17 protein-coding genes are annotated in these 17,170 nt (G+C 61.4%); 8 read left to right on the forward strand and 9 right to left on the reverse strand.

Features of this window, described 5'->3' with window-relative positions; all coding sequences use genetic code 11:
* The first annotated feature begins 37 nt into the window (after positions 1–37).
* A complete protein-coding gene (locus tag J3P85_RS29255; protein WP_250965395.1) occupies positions 38–460 on the forward strand; it encodes a DUF3301 domain-containing protein in 423 nt (140 codons plus the stop codon).
* Positions 461–472: 12 nt separating this feature from the next.
* Here J3P85_RS29255 and J3P85_RS29260 read toward each other — a convergent pair whose 3' ends face one another.
* The gene (locus J3P85_RS29260; protein ID WP_434704364.1) at positions 473–1,438 is read right to left on the reverse strand and encodes a CobW family GTP-binding protein; all 966 of its coding nucleotides are present in this window, start codon (positions 1,436–1,438) and stop codon (positions 473–475) included.
* Positions 1,439–1,465: 27 nt separating this feature from the next.
* Between J3P85_RS29260 and J3P85_RS29265 the strand changes: the two genes are divergently transcribed.
* Positions 1,466–1,819, forward strand: coding sequence for an NADH:ubiquinone oxidoreductase (locus tag J3P85_RS29265; protein WP_434704365.1), 354 nt, complete (start codon positions 1,466–1,468; stop codon positions 1,817–1,819).
* On the opposite strand, the gene J3P85_RS29270 is transcribed toward J3P85_RS29265, so the two are convergent.
* Positions 1,816–2,466 carry a DUF1826 domain-containing protein gene (locus J3P85_RS29270; RefSeq protein ID WP_434704366.1) on the reverse strand — a complete coding sequence of 217 codons (651 nt, stop codon included), beginning with the start codon at positions 2,464–2,466 and terminating at the stop codon, positions 1,816–1,818. The two genes, J3P85_RS29265 and J3P85_RS29270, sit on opposite strands and share 4 nt — an antisense overlap.
* Positions 2,466–3,674 (reverse strand): zinc metallochaperone GTPase ZigA, encoded by a 1,209-nt coding sequence (zigA, locus tag J3P85_RS29275; RefSeq protein WP_434704367.1) that lies wholly within the window; start codon positions 3,672–3,674, stop codon positions 2,466–2,468. The genes J3P85_RS29270 and zigA overlap by 1 nt, the downstream gene beginning before the upstream one ends.
* 143 nt (positions 3,675–3,817) lie before the next feature.
* On the opposite strand from zigA, the gene J3P85_RS29280 reads away from it, so the two are divergent.
* From J3P85_RS29280 to J3P85_RS29300, 5 genes are all read left to right on the forward strand, one after another.
* The gene (locus J3P85_RS29280) at positions 3,818–4,210 is read left to right on the forward strand and encodes a glutamine synthetase (RefSeq protein ID WP_434704368.1); all 393 of its coding nucleotides are present in this window, start codon (positions 3,818–3,820) and stop codon (positions 4,208–4,210) included.
* 118 nt (positions 4,211–4,328) lie between these two features.
* Positions 4,329–5,225, forward strand: coding sequence for a GTP cyclohydrolase FolE2 (folE2, locus tag J3P85_RS29285; RefSeq protein WP_434704369.1), 897 nt, complete (start codon positions 4,329–4,331; stop codon positions 5,223–5,225).
* Positions 5,222–5,890, forward strand: a complete 669-nt coding sequence (locus J3P85_RS29290; protein ID WP_434704370.1) for a metal ABC transporter ATP-binding protein — start codon at positions 5,222–5,224, stop codon at positions 5,888–5,890. Before folE2 ends, J3P85_RS29290 begins: the two co-directional genes overlap by 4 nt.
* On the forward strand, positions 5,890–6,756 hold the full coding sequence (locus J3P85_RS29295) for a metal ABC transporter permease (RefSeq protein ID WP_434573454.1): 867 nt from the start codon (positions 5,890–5,892) through the stop codon (positions 6,754–6,756). Before J3P85_RS29290 ends, J3P85_RS29295 begins: the two co-directional genes overlap by 1 nt.
* Before the next feature lie 11 nt (positions 6,757–6,767).
* Positions 6,768–7,643 (forward strand): metal ABC transporter substrate-binding protein, encoded by an 876-nt coding sequence (locus J3P85_RS29300; RefSeq protein WP_186706501.1) that lies wholly within the window; start codon positions 6,768–6,770, stop codon positions 7,641–7,643.
* 92 nt (positions 7,644–7,735) lie between these two features.
* Here the strand turns inward: J3P85_RS29300 and J3P85_RS29305 are convergent, their stop codons facing one another.
* Entirely contained in the window at positions 7,736–8,257 is a 522-nt protein-coding gene (locus J3P85_RS29305) for a DUF3617 domain-containing protein (protein ID WP_434704371.1), read from the reverse strand.
* Positions 8,258–8,398: 141 nt separating this feature from the next.
* Between J3P85_RS29305 and cls the strand changes: the two genes are divergently transcribed.
* Positions 8,399–9,838 carry a cardiolipin synthase gene (gene cls / locus J3P85_RS29310; protein ID WP_434704372.1) on the forward strand — a complete coding sequence of 480 codons (1,440 nt, stop codon included), beginning with the start codon at positions 8,399–8,401 and terminating at the stop codon, positions 9,836–9,838.
* Here cls and cfaB read toward each other — a convergent pair.
* The 5 genes from cfaB to J3P85_RS29335 all read right to left on the reverse strand — a co-directional run bounded on the left by cfaB (position 9,835) and on the right by J3P85_RS29335 (position 17,169).
* On the reverse strand, positions 9,835–11,022 hold the full coding sequence (gene cfaB / locus J3P85_RS29315) for a C17 cyclopropane fatty acid synthase CfaB (protein WP_434573446.1): 1,188 nt from the start codon (positions 11,020–11,022) through the stop codon (positions 9,835–9,837). The two genes, cls and cfaB, sit on opposite strands and share 4 nt — an antisense overlap.
* A 183-nt stretch (positions 11,023–11,205) precedes the next feature.
* Positions 11,206–13,125: a heavy metal translocating P-type ATPase gene (locus J3P85_RS29320; protein WP_434704373.1), complete on the reverse strand. Its 1,920-nt coding sequence runs from the start codon at positions 13,123–13,125 to the stop codon at positions 11,206–11,208.
* A complete protein-coding gene (gene hflK / locus J3P85_RS29325) occupies positions 13,122–14,174 on the reverse strand; it encodes a protease modulator HflK (protein WP_434704374.1) in 1,053 nt (350 codons plus the stop codon). Before hflK ends, J3P85_RS29320 begins: the two co-directional genes overlap by 4 nt.
* On the reverse strand, positions 14,171–15,211 hold the full coding sequence (hflC, locus tag J3P85_RS29330; RefSeq protein ID WP_434704375.1) for a protease modulator HflC: 1,041 nt from the start codon (positions 15,209–15,211) through the stop codon (positions 14,171–14,173). Before hflC ends, hflK begins: the two co-directional genes overlap by 4 nt.
* On the reverse strand, positions 15,208–17,169 hold the full coding sequence (locus J3P85_RS29335; protein WP_434704376.1) for an SPFH domain-containing protein: 1,962 nt from the start codon (positions 17,167–17,169) through the stop codon (positions 15,208–15,210). Before J3P85_RS29335 ends, hflC begins: the two co-directional genes overlap by 4 nt.
* Between the last annotated feature and the right edge of the window lies 1 nt (position 17,170).

Raw genomic sequence — 17,170 nt, forward strand, 5'->3', positions numbered from 1 at the left:
AGTTAAGCTGGCAGCAACTTGTCGGAGCACTTCGTTCATGCTGACCCTTGGAAACATTTTCGTGCTGATGCTGCTGGCCAGCGGCGGCGCCTGGCTGTGGCACAACCATGGCTTGCGCGAACGGGCGTTGGCGAGGGTCATGCAGCATTGCGCCAATCTCAAGATCGAGCTGCTGGATGGCAACGTGGCGCTGAAAAAAATCGGCTTCGTAAAGGACGCCAATGGTCGACGACGCCTGGCTCGCGTCTACACCTTCGAGTTCACCGTCACCGGCGAAAGCCGCCATTCGGGCACCATCACCCAGTTCGGTGCCCACAGCGCCCACATAGAACTGGCGCCCTACCCGATGCCGTTCGAAGAAACACCGCCAACGCCCATTGAACCGGTCCAGACCAGGCCCAGGGCTGAAGTCATCGAGTTGAGCCAGTGGCGCCAGGAACACAACAAGTGGAAGCCTTGAAACAGCGTTGATTCAGGCACACCGGCAGTTCGCCAGACCGGCTTGCAGGTGATCGACGTCTTGCGGCTGATCGAAAATCAGCTCGATCCGAGAATCCTGGCGCCACTCGCTGGCTTGCCAACTAAGCACCGCCCCCTCCAGCGCATTGGCTGAAACCCAGCCGTCGAGGCTGTGGATAACCATCTTCGCCCGTTTCCAGTCGTGGCCTTGTAGCCATCGCGTCAATGCCGCTGCGTCGAATTGCTGGCTGGGGTGCCAGCGCCAACCAATACTCCAGCCACCTTCCTGCTGCTGATACAAGCAGATCGGCATCGTCGGGTCGGACCAGATGGCCGGTATCTGGCCCAAGCGCTTCGGTAGATTCAAGTTATCCACAGCCCCACTGCCCCGAGCCGCAAGGCCTGGCAATCGATCGATCGGCAGCGCAGCTTGTTGCGTCCAGTACAACGCCCGCCCTGGCAGTTGCGCCGTCAACCGTTCGCGGTCGGCTTGGGTGAGGGTCTCGGATTTGTTCAGCACCAGCAGTCCGGCATCCGCCAAGGCTTGTTGCTGTGCATCGGGCAAGGGCTTGCCGTCCGCCATCGCCCGGGCATCCAACACCAGCACACAGGGTTGCACCGCCAGCACGCCGAGCCATGGCGCTTCGCTCAACTGCCGCATCAACTGCGCCGGATGACCCAGGCCCGAGGGTTCGATGAACAGCCGATCGGGCCTGGCCTTGCGCAGCAAACGCCCAAGACCGATCTGAAACGGCGCGCCGTTGACGCAACACAAGCAGCCGCCGGCCACTTCGCCCAGTGCGATACCATCGCCAGCCTGGGTCAGCAGCGCGGCATCCAGGCCGATCTGGCCAAACTCATTGTTCAGCACCGCCCAGCGCTCATTGGCCGGGCGTTGGGCCAGCAGATGCCTGATCAGGCTGGTCTTGCCGGCGCCCAAGGGACCGGCGATGACATGGGTGGGAATGTGCTGCAACATAATCGACGACTTTCGATGGAGGTGAAGATGCGAATGATCGCCTGGTTGTTTCTGGCACTGACTTCGAACCAAGCATTGGCCCAGGCTTGCGTGGTCCACAGCCAGGCGGAACGACTGGATGTGAAAGTCTGCCAGCAGAACCGCAACATCCCGCAGAAGCTGTTTGCCGACGGTTTCTGCCAGCCAAACCTTGCCGGTCAGAAAGTCGAGGTGCAATACGTCGATCAATGCCCTGGCGGCGCGTTCGGCGTGTGCAGCAACGCCCAGGTCGCCAATATGCCTTACCGCCAGGATATTCACTATTACGGCGTGGCGACCGATGCCGCTTATCTACAGCCCTTTTGCGAAGGGCAGAGCCAAGGCACCTGGCTCAAGCCTTAAGCCAGCCAGTCCAGGGTGAGAATCAATCGACGCTCTCCCGGCGCGAGTTCCGGTGATCGATGGATCAGGCCAAACCCCTCATTACCGTGCCATTTCTCGCCTTTAAGCAAGCCGACATCACCGCAACCAAACTGCTGGATCACGCGCGGATCAACCGGCCCGGCTTCAGGCTGTGCCAGGCGCCGGCGGTCCATGGCCTCCTCCTTGAGCCACTGGCTGCCGACACCCGCATAGGTAGTCAGCAACCGCACCGGCACGTGGTCGACATGGAAGCGCGGGCACATGGCCTTATCCAGGGTGCGTAGACGCAAACCGACACGTTGGGCGCCCAGCAGGCAGGCAAACGCACTGACGAGCCAGGAAACATCGGCGATAAAGCCTTCATAGCCCTGCAGGTCGCTGAAACCTGCAGCCAGGCCGTGCAGCGCCGGCTGGGTGTCTTCCTCTGGCAAGTCGAGCACACGGGATTCGGCCAGTGGCTGGTCCATCGCCAGCACCATGGCGGCAAAATCGCCGATGTGTGCAGGAAGCTGCCGCTGCCAGACCGCCAGGTTGGTGCCGTCATCCAGGATCTTCGTGAAGATTCCTGGCGTGTCGCCTTGGACCTGCCGGACCTGCATCATTTTTTTCAAAGTCGGCGCCAACATCACGCTGCGACCTCTTCATGCCATGGGCCGAACGGATCGGGCAACAGCCGCCAGCTTTCGACGCCGAGGGCCATTTCCGCATCGGTGAGCAGGCAATCGTCCAGCTCAGCGGTAAGTTGGGCAAAATCGATGTCCTGGCCAATGAAGACCAGTTCCTGGCGACAATCGCCCGTGGCGGCCAGCCAGTTCTTCATGATTGTCGTCGTGCTCTCTTCATCCTGCGGCCATTGATTCTTCGGCACGAACCGCCACCAGCGCCCGGCGAAGCCATGCCGCATCAAGCCTCCCGCCTGGGACCAACTGCCCGCCTCCTCAGGCTTGCTGGCCAGCCAGAAAAAACCCTTGGAGCGCAGGAGTTTGCCGTTGGGCCACGGACGGTCGATGAAGCTGAAGAAGCGTTGGGGATGGAACGGCCGGCGGGCACGGTAGGCAGTCGAGGCGATGCCATATTCCTCGGTTTCTGGCACATGCTCGCCACGCAGTTCCTGTAGCCAGCCGGGCGCCTGGGCGGCGCGTTCAAAATCAAAAAGCCCCGTGTCGAGAATTCGGCCCAGGGGCACCTGCCCCATGACCATGGGAATGATCTGTGCCTGGGCGTTGAGGCGCCGCAGAATCGCGCTCAACTCCTCCCGCTCGTGTTGGCTGATCAAGTCGATTTTGCTGATCAGAATGACGTCGGCAAACTCGATCTGTTCGATCAGCAAATCGGTGATCGAGCGCTCATCCTCGTCTCCCAAGGTTTCGCCCCTTGAGGCCAGGCTTTCGGCAGCTTGGTAATCCAACAGGAAGTTCACCCCATCAACCACCGTGACCATGGTGTCGAGCCGCGCCACGTCGGCCAGGCTTCGGCCTTCTTCATCACGAAACGTGAAAGTTTCCGCCACGGGCAACGGCTCGGAGATCCCCGTGGATTCGATCAACAGGTAATCGAAACGCCCTTCCCTGGCGAGCTGCCCGACTTCTTCAAGCAAGTCCTCACGCAGCGTGCAGCAGATGCAGCCGTTGCTCATCTCGACCAATTTCTCTTCGGAACGACTCAGGGTGACATCTCGCTGGACTTCGCCGCCATCGATGTTGATTTCGCTCATATCGTTGACGATTACGGCGACCCGCAAATTGTCGCGATTACGCAGGACGTGGTTGAGCAGCGTGCTTTTACCGGCACCGAGAAATCCGGAAAGCACGGTTACGGGAAGGCGGTTGGGCATCGGTATATCCTCATCGGGCGGCCGCTTCGACGACGGCTCGTTTCCTGGGTTTGGCTGGGTTCAGGGCCTGGTTCTTTTTATGTTATAGTATAACAACACAATTCAACCAGCCCCGCCGGCTCTCATTGGTCCGAGATCAATCCATGCGCAACCATCTGAAATTTGTTTTGGCGGGTCCGCTGTTGTTATGGACGCTGAGTGCGGCGGCTCAAAGTCCACCTTTGGCGAACTGCACCCGAAGCGCGAGTTTGCTGGCCTGCGTGGATGGCCAAGGCAATGCCTACAGCGTCGCGACTGCGGGAAAGACGATTTATCTACGCGGTTTTGAAGCCGCCAGTCGCCGCTATTGGGCGCAAACAAACAGCCGTTACGGTCAGCTTACGTTCTTTACGGGCCTCGCATCGGATGGAGAAAGTTGGGTTGGCTACAGCCGGCGTGTGGGCTGGACAACCCTTAATCGCTTTTCAAGCTCGGGCGGTAGCGGCGGGTCATTTGTATGCGGCCGTATGAACGGTTGTCAGGCTTCACCGCGCTGATGTTTCACGTGGAACGTGAACGTTTAAGAAGATGAAACTCCTTTCATTGGAAAAGGCTTCTTTAACCTTACCGTTATAATATAACATCTAGTTTTTGAACCTTCGATGGGCCTTAACCATGAATGCGTTAACGCTGCCCGACGTGGCTGCGCAGGTTTCACGTCAAACCCTGCCCCTTGATTGGGTGGGCATGTGTGGCATCGCCACACCGGTGTTGATTGACGGTCAGCGTCTAAGTGCAACGGCCGACGCCGGCGTCAGCCTTGATGACGGTGAAGCGCGCGGTATCCACATGTCACGTTTATACCTGGCGCTAGGGTTGCTTGAGGAAAGGCCGCTTTCACCATCGCTGATGCGCCAAATCCTGGAGCAATTCCTCGACAGTCATGAAGGTTTGTCCGTTGCGGCTTCGCTCAGCGTGCACACCGATCTGCTGCTCAAGCGTCCGGCGTTAATCAGCCCGTTGATGGGCTGGAAAGGCTATCCGGTGAGCATTGAAGCGCACTTGAAAAGCACAATGTTCCACGTGGAACTGAAAATCCAGATTCCCTATTCCTCGACTTGCCCATGCTCGGCAGCGCTTTCCCGGCAGTTGATTCAGCAGCAATTCGTCGACGACTTCGCCAACAAGAAACTCGAGCATGCTGAAATCCTGGCTTGGTTGGGTTCATCGAAGGGCATCGTCGCCACCCCTCATAGCCAGCGCAGTACCGCGACCCTGACCCTGCGCCTGGACGCCGATGTTGAGGAATTGCCCCTACAGTCGTTCATCGACGAAGCCGAAGCAGCCCTCGGCACCGCTGTGCAGACCGCCGTCAAACGCGCCGATGAACAAGCATTCGCCCTGGCCAACGGCCAAAACCTGATGTTCTGCGAAGACGCTGCGCGGCGACTGAGTACGGCCCTGGCCCGGTCCCCCGGGATCACTGCCCTGGAGGTACGCGTCGTTCATGCCGAAAGCCTCCATGCCCATGACGCCGTGGCTCAAAGCCGCTGGACCCGAGACCCATCATGATCAACTGCCAAGCACTGCGCTGGGGCATTTCCGGCCAACCGCTCACGCCGCCGCTCGCCATGGAGCGTCCGGAAGGCAGCCTCACCGCCATCATCGGTGCCAACGGCTCGGGCAAAAGCACTTTGCTGAAAGTGCTCGCAGGGCTGCAAAAACCGCTCTCCGGCAAGGTCACCCTGAATGTTCCACGACGTGGTGGCGTCTCATTCATGCCACAGCAGCAACATCTGGATCGGCAATTTCCCATCAGCTTGCAAGAACTGGTGGCCGCCGGTTCCTGGGGCAATCGGCACACGCCTGCGATGCGAAGACAGTTGCTGCAAACCGTACTCAAGGATTGGGCACTGAGCGGCCTTGAACATCGTCCCTTGATGGCTTTGTCCGGGGGCGAGTTGCAACGGGCCCTGCTCGCTCGCCTGAGCCTGGCCGAAGCGCCCTTGCTGTTGCTCGACGAACCCCACGCCGCCCTCGACGAACAAGGCCAGGCGCTCCTGTGGAAACACATTCAACGCTGGCATGCCGCGGGCAGAACGATCGTGGTGGTGTGTCATGATTTGGCGGCGGTACGCCAACATGTCCCCCATACGCTGCTGATCAAAAACACTGGCTGCGTGCTGGGTCGCAGTATCGACTTGATTGCCCAACAACCCCAAACGTGGGTGGCTTGATGCTCACGGCCACGCATTTCTGGCAACCCTTCCTGGAGTTTGTCTTTATGCGTCGGGCCTTGCTGGGCGGCCTGGTGTTGGCTTGCAGCACGGCGCCGTTGGGTGTGTTCTTGATTCTTCGGCGCATGAGCTTGATTGGTGACGCGGTGGCTCACGGCATTTTGCCTGGCGCCGCCTTGGGCTTCTGGTTTGCCGGACTAAGCCTGCCAGCGTTGACCATTGGCGGCCTGGGCGCGGGCTTGAGCATGGCCGGACTCGCCGCCTGGATTACCCGCCGCACCGGCCTGCGAGAGGACGCCAGCCTCGCGGCGATTTATCCCATTTCCTTGGCCGCGGGTGTGCTGATCCTTGGCATGGCGGGTAAACGCCTGGACTTGCTTCACCTGCTGTTCGGCTCGGCCTTGGCGGTAGACGGACCGACACTCAACGGCATGCTGTGGGTTTCCGGCGCGAGCCTGGTGGCGATGGCGTTGATCTATCGACCGTTGCTGCTCGATACCCTCGACCCGCTATTCCTGCAAACCGTCAGTCGTCTTGGCCCGTTGGCCCATGGCGTGTTCCTGACCTTGGTGGTGCTGAACCTGGTGATCGGCTTCCAGGCCATCGGCGCACTGATGGTGGTCGGCCTGATGATGCTGCCGGCCGCCGCGTCGCGATTCTGGAGTCGTCGTCTGCCGCTGCTGATGCTCATCGCCGGGCTGCTCGGTTGCCTCTCAGTCTGGCTTGGCCTGTTGCTGTCCTTCTATTACTCACTGCCCAGCGGGCCGTCCATCATTCTGGTGGCAGGCGTGTTGTATCTGTTGTCGGTGGTGTTCGGTCCGGTGCACGGTTTGCTGCGCCGCCCGCCTTTGCTCACATCCCAATGAGGTGTCTCCCGATGCGCGTTCTGCTCGTGCTACTCAGTCTGATGCTGTCCATGTCCCTGTCCGCCGCCGAAAAACTCCAGGTCGTGACCAGCTTCAGTATCCTCGCCGACATGACCCGGCAGGTCGGCGGTGAGCATATCCAAATCACCAACATGGTCGGGCCGGACGCCGATGCACACACCTACGAACCCACGCCAGACGATGCCAAGGCATTACTCAAGGCAAAACTGATCATCAAGAATGGCTTGGGCTTCGAGCCGTGGCTGGACCGCCTGGTGACCAGCACCGAAACCAGCGCCCCGGTGATCAGCGCCAGCCGCGGCGTTATCCCGCGGTCGTTGGATGAGGATGGCGAGACCATTCCCGATCCGCACGCGTGGCACAACCTGGCGAACGCCGAGCTGTACGTCAGCAACATCACCAAGGCACTGGAAGCGGCCGACCCGGCCAACAAAGCCGATTACGAACGCAACAGCCAGGCGTACCTGAAGAAGATCTACGCGCTGCTCGCCGAAGCCAAGGCCAAGCTCGGCGCATTGCCTGCCGGTAATCGCAAGATCGTGACGTCCCACGATGCATTCGGTTACCTGGGCCAGGCCTATGGCATCGAGTTCATGGCGCCCCAGGGTTTGTCCACCGAGCGCGAACCATCGGCGGCAGAAGTCGCGGCGCTGATTACCCAGATCCGGCAGGCGAAGGTCAAAGCGGTGTTCATGGAAAACATCAAGGACGCGCGCCTGCTCAAGCAGATCGCCGATGAGAGCGGCGCCCACATCGGCGGCACGCTGTACTCCGATGCACTCGCCGCCAGCGGACCGGCCAGTACGTTCACTGGCCTGTTCGAGTACAACCTCAATACGTTGTATGAAGCCCTGAGTCGGCCGTGATCAGGTTGTATAAAGGGTGGGGAGCGTGGGGCTGCTGCGCAGCCCAGCGGGAGCAAGCTCCCTCGCCACAGGGTTGCTGTCGCCTGAAATGGTCAAGCCCTCGGCTTGACCGTTCCGCAATCCTGCCCCAGCCACACCGCGCGCGTGTCGAGGCTGCCGTTCTGCTGGATGCCGGTGGCGTTAAAAGTACCGTTGACCTTGGTGGTGAATTCACGATCGCTCTGGAACGTAGCGATCCCGTTCCCCTGGGCTTTCGGGCAACTGAAGCGAAACTTCCACTGATTGCCGGTGCGATCGGTGATCTGCTGTTTGCAACCCGATTGCGGGTCTTGCAGCGGAATATCATTGGTCTGCACCTGCGCCGGGGTCAGGCACACGCGAATGCCTTTACCGCCCATGGTGATCCCCTGCTTTTCCAGCATCGCCCGTTGCTCCGGGGTCATCTGGGTTTGCAACTGGCCGAGGATCAGTTGCAGGTCCGGCAGGTTCTGGTTATCGACCTTCATGTTGCTAGTGGTCAATTCCCACAAACCCGGCTGGAGCATCTGCGCCTGAGCCGCCATCGGAACCGACAAACCCATCGCCAAGGCCACACCCAGCAGACGAACATTCATTGCATAAACTCCAGAGGACAAGTGGCCGTTAGACGCCACCGACAGGCTTCGGTTCAGGGCCAAGACCTGTGAATTAAATAGCGACATTCACCTTGGAACATGGTCTGTTAAGCATTGAAACTTCAGGAGCAAGGCTGCCCCATGGATTATTTCGGCCCGCATGTTTTCGGTTACCTGATCGCGCTGCTGCACACCCTGGGTTCCATCGCCGCTGTCCATGCCGTACTGACGGTACGCACCGCCCAAGGCTCGATTGCCTGGGCCCTGTCGCTGACGTTCATTCCCTACCTGACGTTGATTCCATATCTGGTGTTCGGCCGCAGCACCTTCGATGGCTACATCAAGGCGCGCCGGCAAGCCAACGAGGAAATGCGCAAGGCGATCTCCGAGCTGAACTGGCGGCCGTGGGTCGAAGAAGCCCTGACCGCTCGCGCCTCCCAGGCCTACGCTTCATTGCGGGCCATGCCGAAACTGGGGCGCGCGCCGTGCCTGGCGAATAACCAGGTGCGGTTGCTCGTCAACGGCCACGCCACGTTCGAAGCGATTTTCCAGGCCATCGACCAGGCACGACAGGCCGTGCTGATTCAGTTTTTCATCATCCATGACGACCTTCTCGGTCAACGCCTACAAACACTGCTCTTGAAAAAAGCCGCCGAAGGCGTGGCGGTGTATCTGCTCTACGACCGTATCGGCAGCCACTCCCTGCCCCACCGTTATGTGCAAGCCTTGCGCGACGGCGGCGTCCATGTAAAAGCGTTCGCCACCCGCAGTGGCTGGCTCAATCGGTTCCAGGTCAACTTTCGCAACCATCGCAAAATCGTCGTTGTGGACGGCGTGCTGGGGTTCGTCGGCGGGCACAACGTCGGTGACGAATACCTGGGCGAAAAACCACCCTTGGCGCCGTGGCGCGACACCCACGTCCAAGTGCGCGGGCCGGTGGTGGCAAGCATGCAGGAGTCGTTCGCCGAAGATTGGTTCTGGGCGGCCCGTTCGCTGCCTCCATTGATCCTGCCAGACAGCTATCCAGACGAGGGCGTATTGTGCCAATTGCTGGCCAGCGGCCCGGCCGATGACTATGAAACCTGCTCGTTGTTTTTTGTCGAGGCCATTCACGCCGCCAGCGAACGCGTGTGGATCACCACACCATACTTCATCCCCGACGAAGCGGTGTTCGCCGCCTTACGCCTGGCGGTACTGCGCGGCGTGGATGTGCGCATCCTGCTGCCCTCGCGGCCCGATCACAAGATCGTCTACGCAGCGTCCAGCCTGTATGCATTTGAAGCGGTTCGGGCCGGCGTACGGGTGTTCCGTTATGCGCCGGGTTTCCTGCACCAGAAAGTGGTGCTGATCGACCGGGAAATCAGCGCCATCGGCAGTGCGAACCTGGACAACCGTTCGTTCCGCTTGAACTTCGAAGTCATGCTGCTCACCGTGGATATTCCGTTCGCCAGCGAGGTCGAGCAGATGCTTGAAGAAGACTTCGCCCGGGCCCAGGAAATCGACAAACAGGAAAGCCGGGAGACCCACCGCCTGCAGAAGATCGGCATGCGGATCGCCCGGCTTATTTCGCCGATCCTTTAAGGGACGTAGAGATCGTCCCGGGTCCAGGGCAACTCGTGACTGCCGTCGGCGTGTGCCTTCACCGCCAGGATCTGGTGCAGATTGATCCAGCCCTTGGCGAACGCGTAGGCGCAGCCGGCCAGGTACAGTCGCCAGATCCGTAACGCCTGCTCCGACACTTCCTTGGACGCCGCCTCAAGGTTGTCCTCCAGGCGTTCACTCCAGTGATCGAGGGTGCGTGCGTAGTGCATGCGCAGGCTTTCCACGTCGACAATTTCTAGCCCGGCTTCGCTGATCTGCGCGGAAATCATCGACAGGTGCGGCAACTCACCGTTGGGGAATACGTACTTCTCGATGAACTCGCCAGCGCCGCGACCGACCGGACGCCCGTCGGTGTGCTTGGCGGTGATGCCATGGTTCATCACCAACCCGCCCTCTCGCACGGCGCCGAACAACGTCTTGCAGTACTGCTCGAGGTTGGCATGACCGACATGCTCGAACATGCCGACACTGACCACTTTGTCGAAGCGACCGTCCTGGGGCAGGTCGCGGTAATCCAGCAGTTGCAATTCGACCTGACCCTCCAGGCCTTCGGCCTTGACCCGTTCCCGGGCCAGGGCCAACTGCGCCTTGCTCAGGGTGATACCGAAGACCTTGGCACCGAACTCCCGCGCGGCGTATCGCGCCAGACCACCCCAACCGCAACCGACGTCCAGCAGGTAGTCGCCTGGCTGCAATCGCAGCTTGCGGCACAGATGACGGAATTTGGCTTGCTGGGCCTGTTCGAGGGTTTCGCTGCCCGTCTCGAAGTAGGCGCAGGAATAGACCATGTCACTGTCGAGCCACAGCTGATAGAACGCATTGGAAAGATCGTAGTGGTAGGAGATCGCCTTGGCGTCGGTTTCCTTGTCGTGGACCGAACGTACCGGCTGGTTACCGGCATCATCCTCCACCAATGCCTGGCTCAATTCATCGCAGACCCGAATGACTTCGTGGATCGAACCTTCGAGTTCCAGCTTGCCTTCGACAAACGCCGCCCCCAATGCGTCCAGGCTGGGGTGGGTGAATTGCGCGACCATTTGTGGGTCCTTGACCACAATCGTGACGCTGGGATCGGCACCCAATGAAAATTCATGGCCATCCCAGAGCCGCAGCCGAAGCGGGAGATGCAGATTCTGTAAGGCCGGTGGAAGTTGCGCGAGCATGGATAATCCCCCTTGTTTCAGACGTCTGAAATGAGGGTAGACCATGTTAGAAAAATAGCTGGCTATCGAATTTATAGCCTTTTTCTATCGCTGTCCCATATCACTCCCTGTGACGGGTAAGTCCCGCGGCGGTATGCCCTCTCCAACAGCAGACTGCGCGTGTGGCGCACAGTTCGCCTGAAGCTATCCGACGGTGCCTTTCGCTTGGACCTTGAGCAATGGCTCATGGAAGCGCAGCAAGCGCCCGGCATTACCCAAGACTAGCAGCGTGCTTAAATTGTGCAGCAACGCTGCGATCATCGCCCCCGCCGCGCCAAGCCAACCGAAAGCGGCAAACGCAACGATGGCCAACGTCCAACCCAAGCCAATGATCACGTTGACCTGCAGCGTGCGTCGGCACTGGCGACTCAACCGCACGCAGGTGCCGAGGCGCCGCAGGTCGCTGCCGATCAACACGATGTCCGCCGACGCCAGGGCGATGTCGGCACCGCCCGCGCCCATGGCCACACCTACCACCCCGGCCTTGAGCGCCAGGGAATCGTTGATGCCATCGCCTACCACCATGGGGCGGAACCCATGGTCGATTTCAGCCATGACCCGTTCAAGTTTGTCTTCCGGCAAGGCCTGGGCTTGCACATCGCCGATGCCCACGTCCCGGGCCAGGGTCGCAGCCACGCTCTGACGGTCGCCGGTCAACAGCAACTGGCGGCCCAGACCCAACTCCCGCAGTTCAGCCATGGCCATCTGCGCCTCCGGCTTGACGCTGTCGGCCAGCAGCAGCCAGGCAAGAAATTGCCCGTCCAGGGCCAGCCCGGCAATTGGACCATCGTGCTCAGGGATCGCCGATGTTTGAATGCCCAGCTGTGCAAACAATTCCGGCCGACCGAGGGCCGCTTCCCCCTGTGCGGTCATGGCGACCACACCCAACCCTTGGCGCTCACGGATCTCCCACAGCGGCAGGCCGTTTTCCTGTTCCACCAACCCCGCCAATGCACGACTGACCGGATGACTGCTGGCCGAACCCAGGCTGGCGGCCAATGGCAGCAACAACGATGCGTGGGCATCCTGGGCACGTTCGATGGATTGCAGACGCAGCACGCCGTAGGTCAAGGTGCCGGTCTTATCGACCACCAACGAGGTCAGGTCCGCCAGTTCTTCCAGGAAGGCCGAGCTGCGGATCAGGATCCCGTGGCGCGCCGCCACCGCAATGCCGGCAATGGCCGTGGCTGGCGCCGACAGCACCAACGCGCAAGGACACGCCGCCACCAACACCGCCAACATCGCCTGGGCATCGTTGGTGACGAACCAGGTCACGGCTGCCAGCAACAGCACCAATACCAAGTAGCTGCCGGCATAGCGCTCCAACAAACGGGTAATGGGTGGCTTGGAACGTTCGGCGTTTTGCATCAGGGCAATGACTTTGCCCAGGGTGGACGCTTCGCCGGTGCGGGTCACTTCCAGGCGCAGCAGGCCGTCCAGATTGATCGCCCCGCCATAAACCTCGGTGCCAACGACCGCCTCCAGCGGCACCGATTCACCGGTGATGGGCGCGGTGTCGAGGCTGGCCTGACCGGACAACACCCGGCCATCGGCCGGCACTCGGTCGCCGGCGCGTACCTCGACGACATCGCCAGGCTGGAGAGTCGCATTGTCGACATTGATGATCGAGCCATCGGCCTGCACTTTGCGACCTTGGCTGCGGGTCAATTGGCCAAGGGCATGGATCGCTTCCTGGGAACCAATGACACTGCGCTCTTCCAGCACATGGCCGAAGATCATGATGATCGGCAGTAACGCCGCCGTCAGCAGGTCGCCGGTGGCCCAGGCGCCGAGCATCGCCAGGGCGATCAGTTGGTCAGTAATCCCGTGCAGGCTTGGGTAACGCAAGCTGTACCAGGCCGAACGCATCACCGGCACCGCCACCAGCAGCGAGGCGAACCCCAACAGCAGTTGGCTGACACCGCTCTGCTCCGGCGACCAGCCGCGCCATGCCAGGCCCAATGCGAGCAAGCCGAGGGCGACCATTGCCAAGGTCAATTGCCGAGCTGCGGTGCGTTGTTCCGCCGAGGACAACATCGGTGCTGCGGGGGTTTGGGCGCTCATTGGCCGGCTCCCTGGATGATCAGACGAGAATCGTCTTTTGGGTCGACCGTGGTCACGGAACCGGCCTGTCGAAGGATGGCGGGCATGCGTTCGCGATACAGGCGCAGCAGCATTTGCGGATCGCTGCCTTGGGTTTTCGCCAGGCCGAGCACCGTGGCCGTGTCGGCCGAAGCCTTGGCGAGTCGTTCGCTGGCCTGGGCATGGGCGACTTGCACCGCACGGTCTGCGTCTTGGCGAGCGGCCTGGGTGAGTTTTTCCGCTTCGGTGCGAGCGTTGGCAACGGCTTTGTCGGCCTGCTGGCTGGCGGTCAGCACCGCGTTGAACGCACTCACCGCCGGCCCCGGCAGAGTCGATTGCACATCGACCCGCACCACTACGATACCCAGCCCCTGCCCGGTCGCCGCCAGGTCAGCCAGGCGCCGGTTAAGCCCCTGCACCAGATCACCCCGCAAGCGTTCGCGCCGCTCGGCGGCCTGATTATCGCTGCCCATCAGTTCGGGGCGAGCCACCAGAATAGTGTCGAGGTCCCGGGCCGCCGTCAGCGCCACGGCGCTGCGAGTCGTCAGCCGATCCAACGCCGGCAGGACATGTTCGCCTTGCAAGACGAAAGCGTAAGGGTCGGTGACTTTGTAAAACACGCGCACATCCAGTTGCACCACGCCGGCATCACCGGTCAATAAATAACCAGAACCGGCCAACGCATCGCTGACCGGCGTGGCGAAACTGGCGACACGATCGGCTTGCAGGGCCGCATCCGAGCGCAGCAGATTTTCCACCCGCCGCTCAAGCACCCGATCCGCGGCAGGGAGCAGGATCACTTGTTCCACGGGGCGCGGCCACGCCAGTAAGAGACCGGCATTCTGGACTCGATCCAAGGCGCCAAAGTGCAGGACCACCGCGCGATTCTGCGGATCGATTTGCCGCACATTGGAAAAGACCCAAGCCAACGCCGCCAACACCGTCACGGCGTAAAGCGCCAGGAACGCCAGGCGCCCGGCCTGGATCCACGGGCTGGATAACTCGTTTGTTCCACGTGGAACCACACTCATGGTTGTGTTCCACCTTTGCCTTCTACGGAAGCAGGGCCGTCCACCAGCACGCGGAATGGCGCGGCATCGGTGCGCAAAATGAGCTTGGTGCCAGGACCGACGATGGTGCCCAAGGTGTCCAGCGAACGGAGCAAGTTGTAGAGCTGCGGGGAGCCAGCGTATGCCCGACCATAAATCTCGGCCGCTTCTACCCGGGACTGCGCTTCGATATCTGCTGCCTTCACCGTTGCATCCGCTTGCACCACGCGGGCATCACGTTCCGCGGCGGAGCGAATCTGCGCCGCTTCCCGCTTGCCGATGGCGGTGCGTTCAGTGGCGATCGTCTCGCGCTCGGCTCGCATGCGATCCACCGTTGCGGTCAGTGTCACAGAGGGCAAGGTCAAGCGCTCGATACCGACTTGCAACACACGCACGCCGTAAGTAGTGAGCAATTGTTGATCGATCTGCTGACGCAGCTGGGCTTCGAAATCGGCGATGCGCACCTGGCTGGCATCGGTGTTGACCAGGTTCGCCAAGTCGAAACTGGCGGCCGTGGTTTCCAGCGCCGAGCCGACGAACGTGCGGATCTGTCGCGCCGCTTCGTCCGGTTGGTTCTGCACCGCGCGCATGAAACGCTGCACGTTGTCCGGATCACCCTGCACCTGCCAAGCCACATACGCCTGGACGATGATCCGCAGTCCGTCGCGGGTACCGACGTCCTGCAGGCCGCTGGATGTGGTACGCAATCGCAGGTCCACCGGGATCGCCGCCTCGAACGGTGCCGGCCAGCGCCACCCCAGGCCGGGTTGCAGTAACACCCGGGCCGGATTACCGAAACGGGTAATGACCGTGGCCTCTCCCGAACGCACCTGCACCAGGCTCGCGGCCGCGACGGCAAATACCACCAGCAGCGCCGCCCAGCCCATCCGTCGCCAAGGAAACGGACCGGCTTGCTGCGGATCGCCGTGATGGTGGTGATGATGGCCGTGGTGATGACCGCCATGGCCGTGATCGTGACCGGCGTGGTCGTGGTGACCGTGTGAAGAGGACTGGCTCAATGGGCAGCTCCTGGTGAGGCAGGGTTACGCGGCGACGCGGGGTCGGCCGGCAGCGTGAAGGTACGCAAGTCGATGGTCGGCGCGTTGCCGCCGCCGCCCAGGCGATGATCGAGAATCAGCAACTGGGCATTGCCGAGGCCCTGGCTCAGTTGGCTCAAATAGTGTTCCAGCATAAAAGCGTGCCCCGCCGTGGCGTAGGCTTTGCGGTCGGCGCTGAAACGCAAATCGGCAGCCTGGGCGGTCGCGTTGATTTCCTGGGCCGTGGCAGTGGCCTGGTCATGGGCGATGCTGGCCTGTAACTGCGCTTGGTTGGTCTGTTCCGCCGCCGCACCACGCTCCCGGGCGATCAAGGCTTGGGCGCCGATCTGCGCCGCCTGCACGCCGTGGTAGGCATTGGCCGCACCGGCCGGCGGATGAATCGCCTCCACCACCGTCGCCAGGATTTCCACACCGCTGTCGAGCGACTGCAAATCCGCCTGCACGGCGCGACCAATTTCGTCGGCCAGACTGACACGGTCCGCACCCAGCAAACCATCCAACGTACGCGAAGCAAATTCATGCACGAGGATGCGGCTAGCGGTGCTGCGGATCAGCGTTGGCACATCGGCGCTGTTGTAGGTTGCCGCCAATGCCGCAGCATCAGTCAGGCCGATGCGATAGACAAACCGCACGTCCATGTTGACGATCTGGAAGCTCTGTTGGTCGGCACGACGGCTGGCAATGACCTGGGATTTGTCGTTCACATGGCTGGCGTCCCACAACCGATTGGCAATTGCCGGCGCCGGGCCTTCCGCCGGCGCAGCCTCGATCATCGCCCGGTTATCCGCGACGCTCGTCGCCAGCTCATGCACAACACCATTCTCGACGTTGAGCACCCTGCCCCACGGCCAAGGCAACGCGACGTGCAAACCGGGGCCAAATACTTCAACCGGTTTACCGAAACGCTCATAGATGCCCCGCCCTTGCAGCGGCACTTCATGTACGCCCGTCAACAACCAGCCCACCAGCGCCACCAGCGCCAACACCGGCAAAAAAGCCCGGCGCATGTAGCTGAAGGCCCAGATCTGGCGCAGGTCGATGCCAAAACGGTTGTGCAGCTCATGCTGCAAGGCCAGCAACGGTTGCGGCGGCCAGCGCAGCAGATCGGCGATGACGCTGCGCCCCAGCAGCGTCGGTTCCAGGCTTTCCCGGCGCGGAATGAATAACGACAGCACCGCGCGCAGCAACAACTCCGCCGCCACCAGCCCCGGCAATAGCCCCATCAGTACCGCCAGGCGCATCGGCCAGAGCGACGTTTCGGTGGCGAACAGCAAGCACAAGGCGCCGAGCACCAGCACGATGATCGCCACTCGGGTCAGTTGCGCCAGCGCCGGCGCTTCCGGCCATTGCGCCGTGGATTGCTGAGCCAATTGCCGCTCGAATACCAATAACCCGAACGCCAACAACAACGACAGCACCGCCCCCACACTGGCCGAGACCCCGAGGACGGCGGCGGGCAGTTGCAAGTCCCAGGCTTGCTCCAGGCTCAATAATGCCAGCACCGCCCAACCGGCCAGCCACAGCGTAGGCGCACCGATTTGCTTGAGCAGGCCGACCGAGCGTGCGCCGATGCGGTCCAGCAACCGCTCATACCAACCCAGGTTATCAACAGGCACGTTTTCAATCGGCAGGTTATCCACAGCCGGCAACAGCGCTTTGCTGCGCCATAACGTCACCCACCAGGCCGATTGCAAGCCTGCCACCAGCACCAACAGCCCCGCACCTTGGCTGACCAACAAGGCTGGCCACAGCGATTGCGGCGAAAACACCCCGATAAAAAACGCCAGTACCAGGCCCATGCCCGCCACGCTTCCCAAGGCGAAGGCGATCCGTTTCAAGCGGCGCCCTTGGAACGACGCTTGCTGAAAACGCGGCCATTCGGCCACTTGTGCCCCCTCGATAGCTAGATCGACTTGCATA

The sequence above is a fragment of the Pseudomonas sp. Z1-12 genome (genome assembly GCF_051132015.1).
In the GTDB taxonomy this organism is placed as follows: Bacteria; Pseudomonadota; Gammaproteobacteria; order Pseudomonadales; family Pseudomonadaceae; genus Aquipseudomonas; species Aquipseudomonas zanjanensis.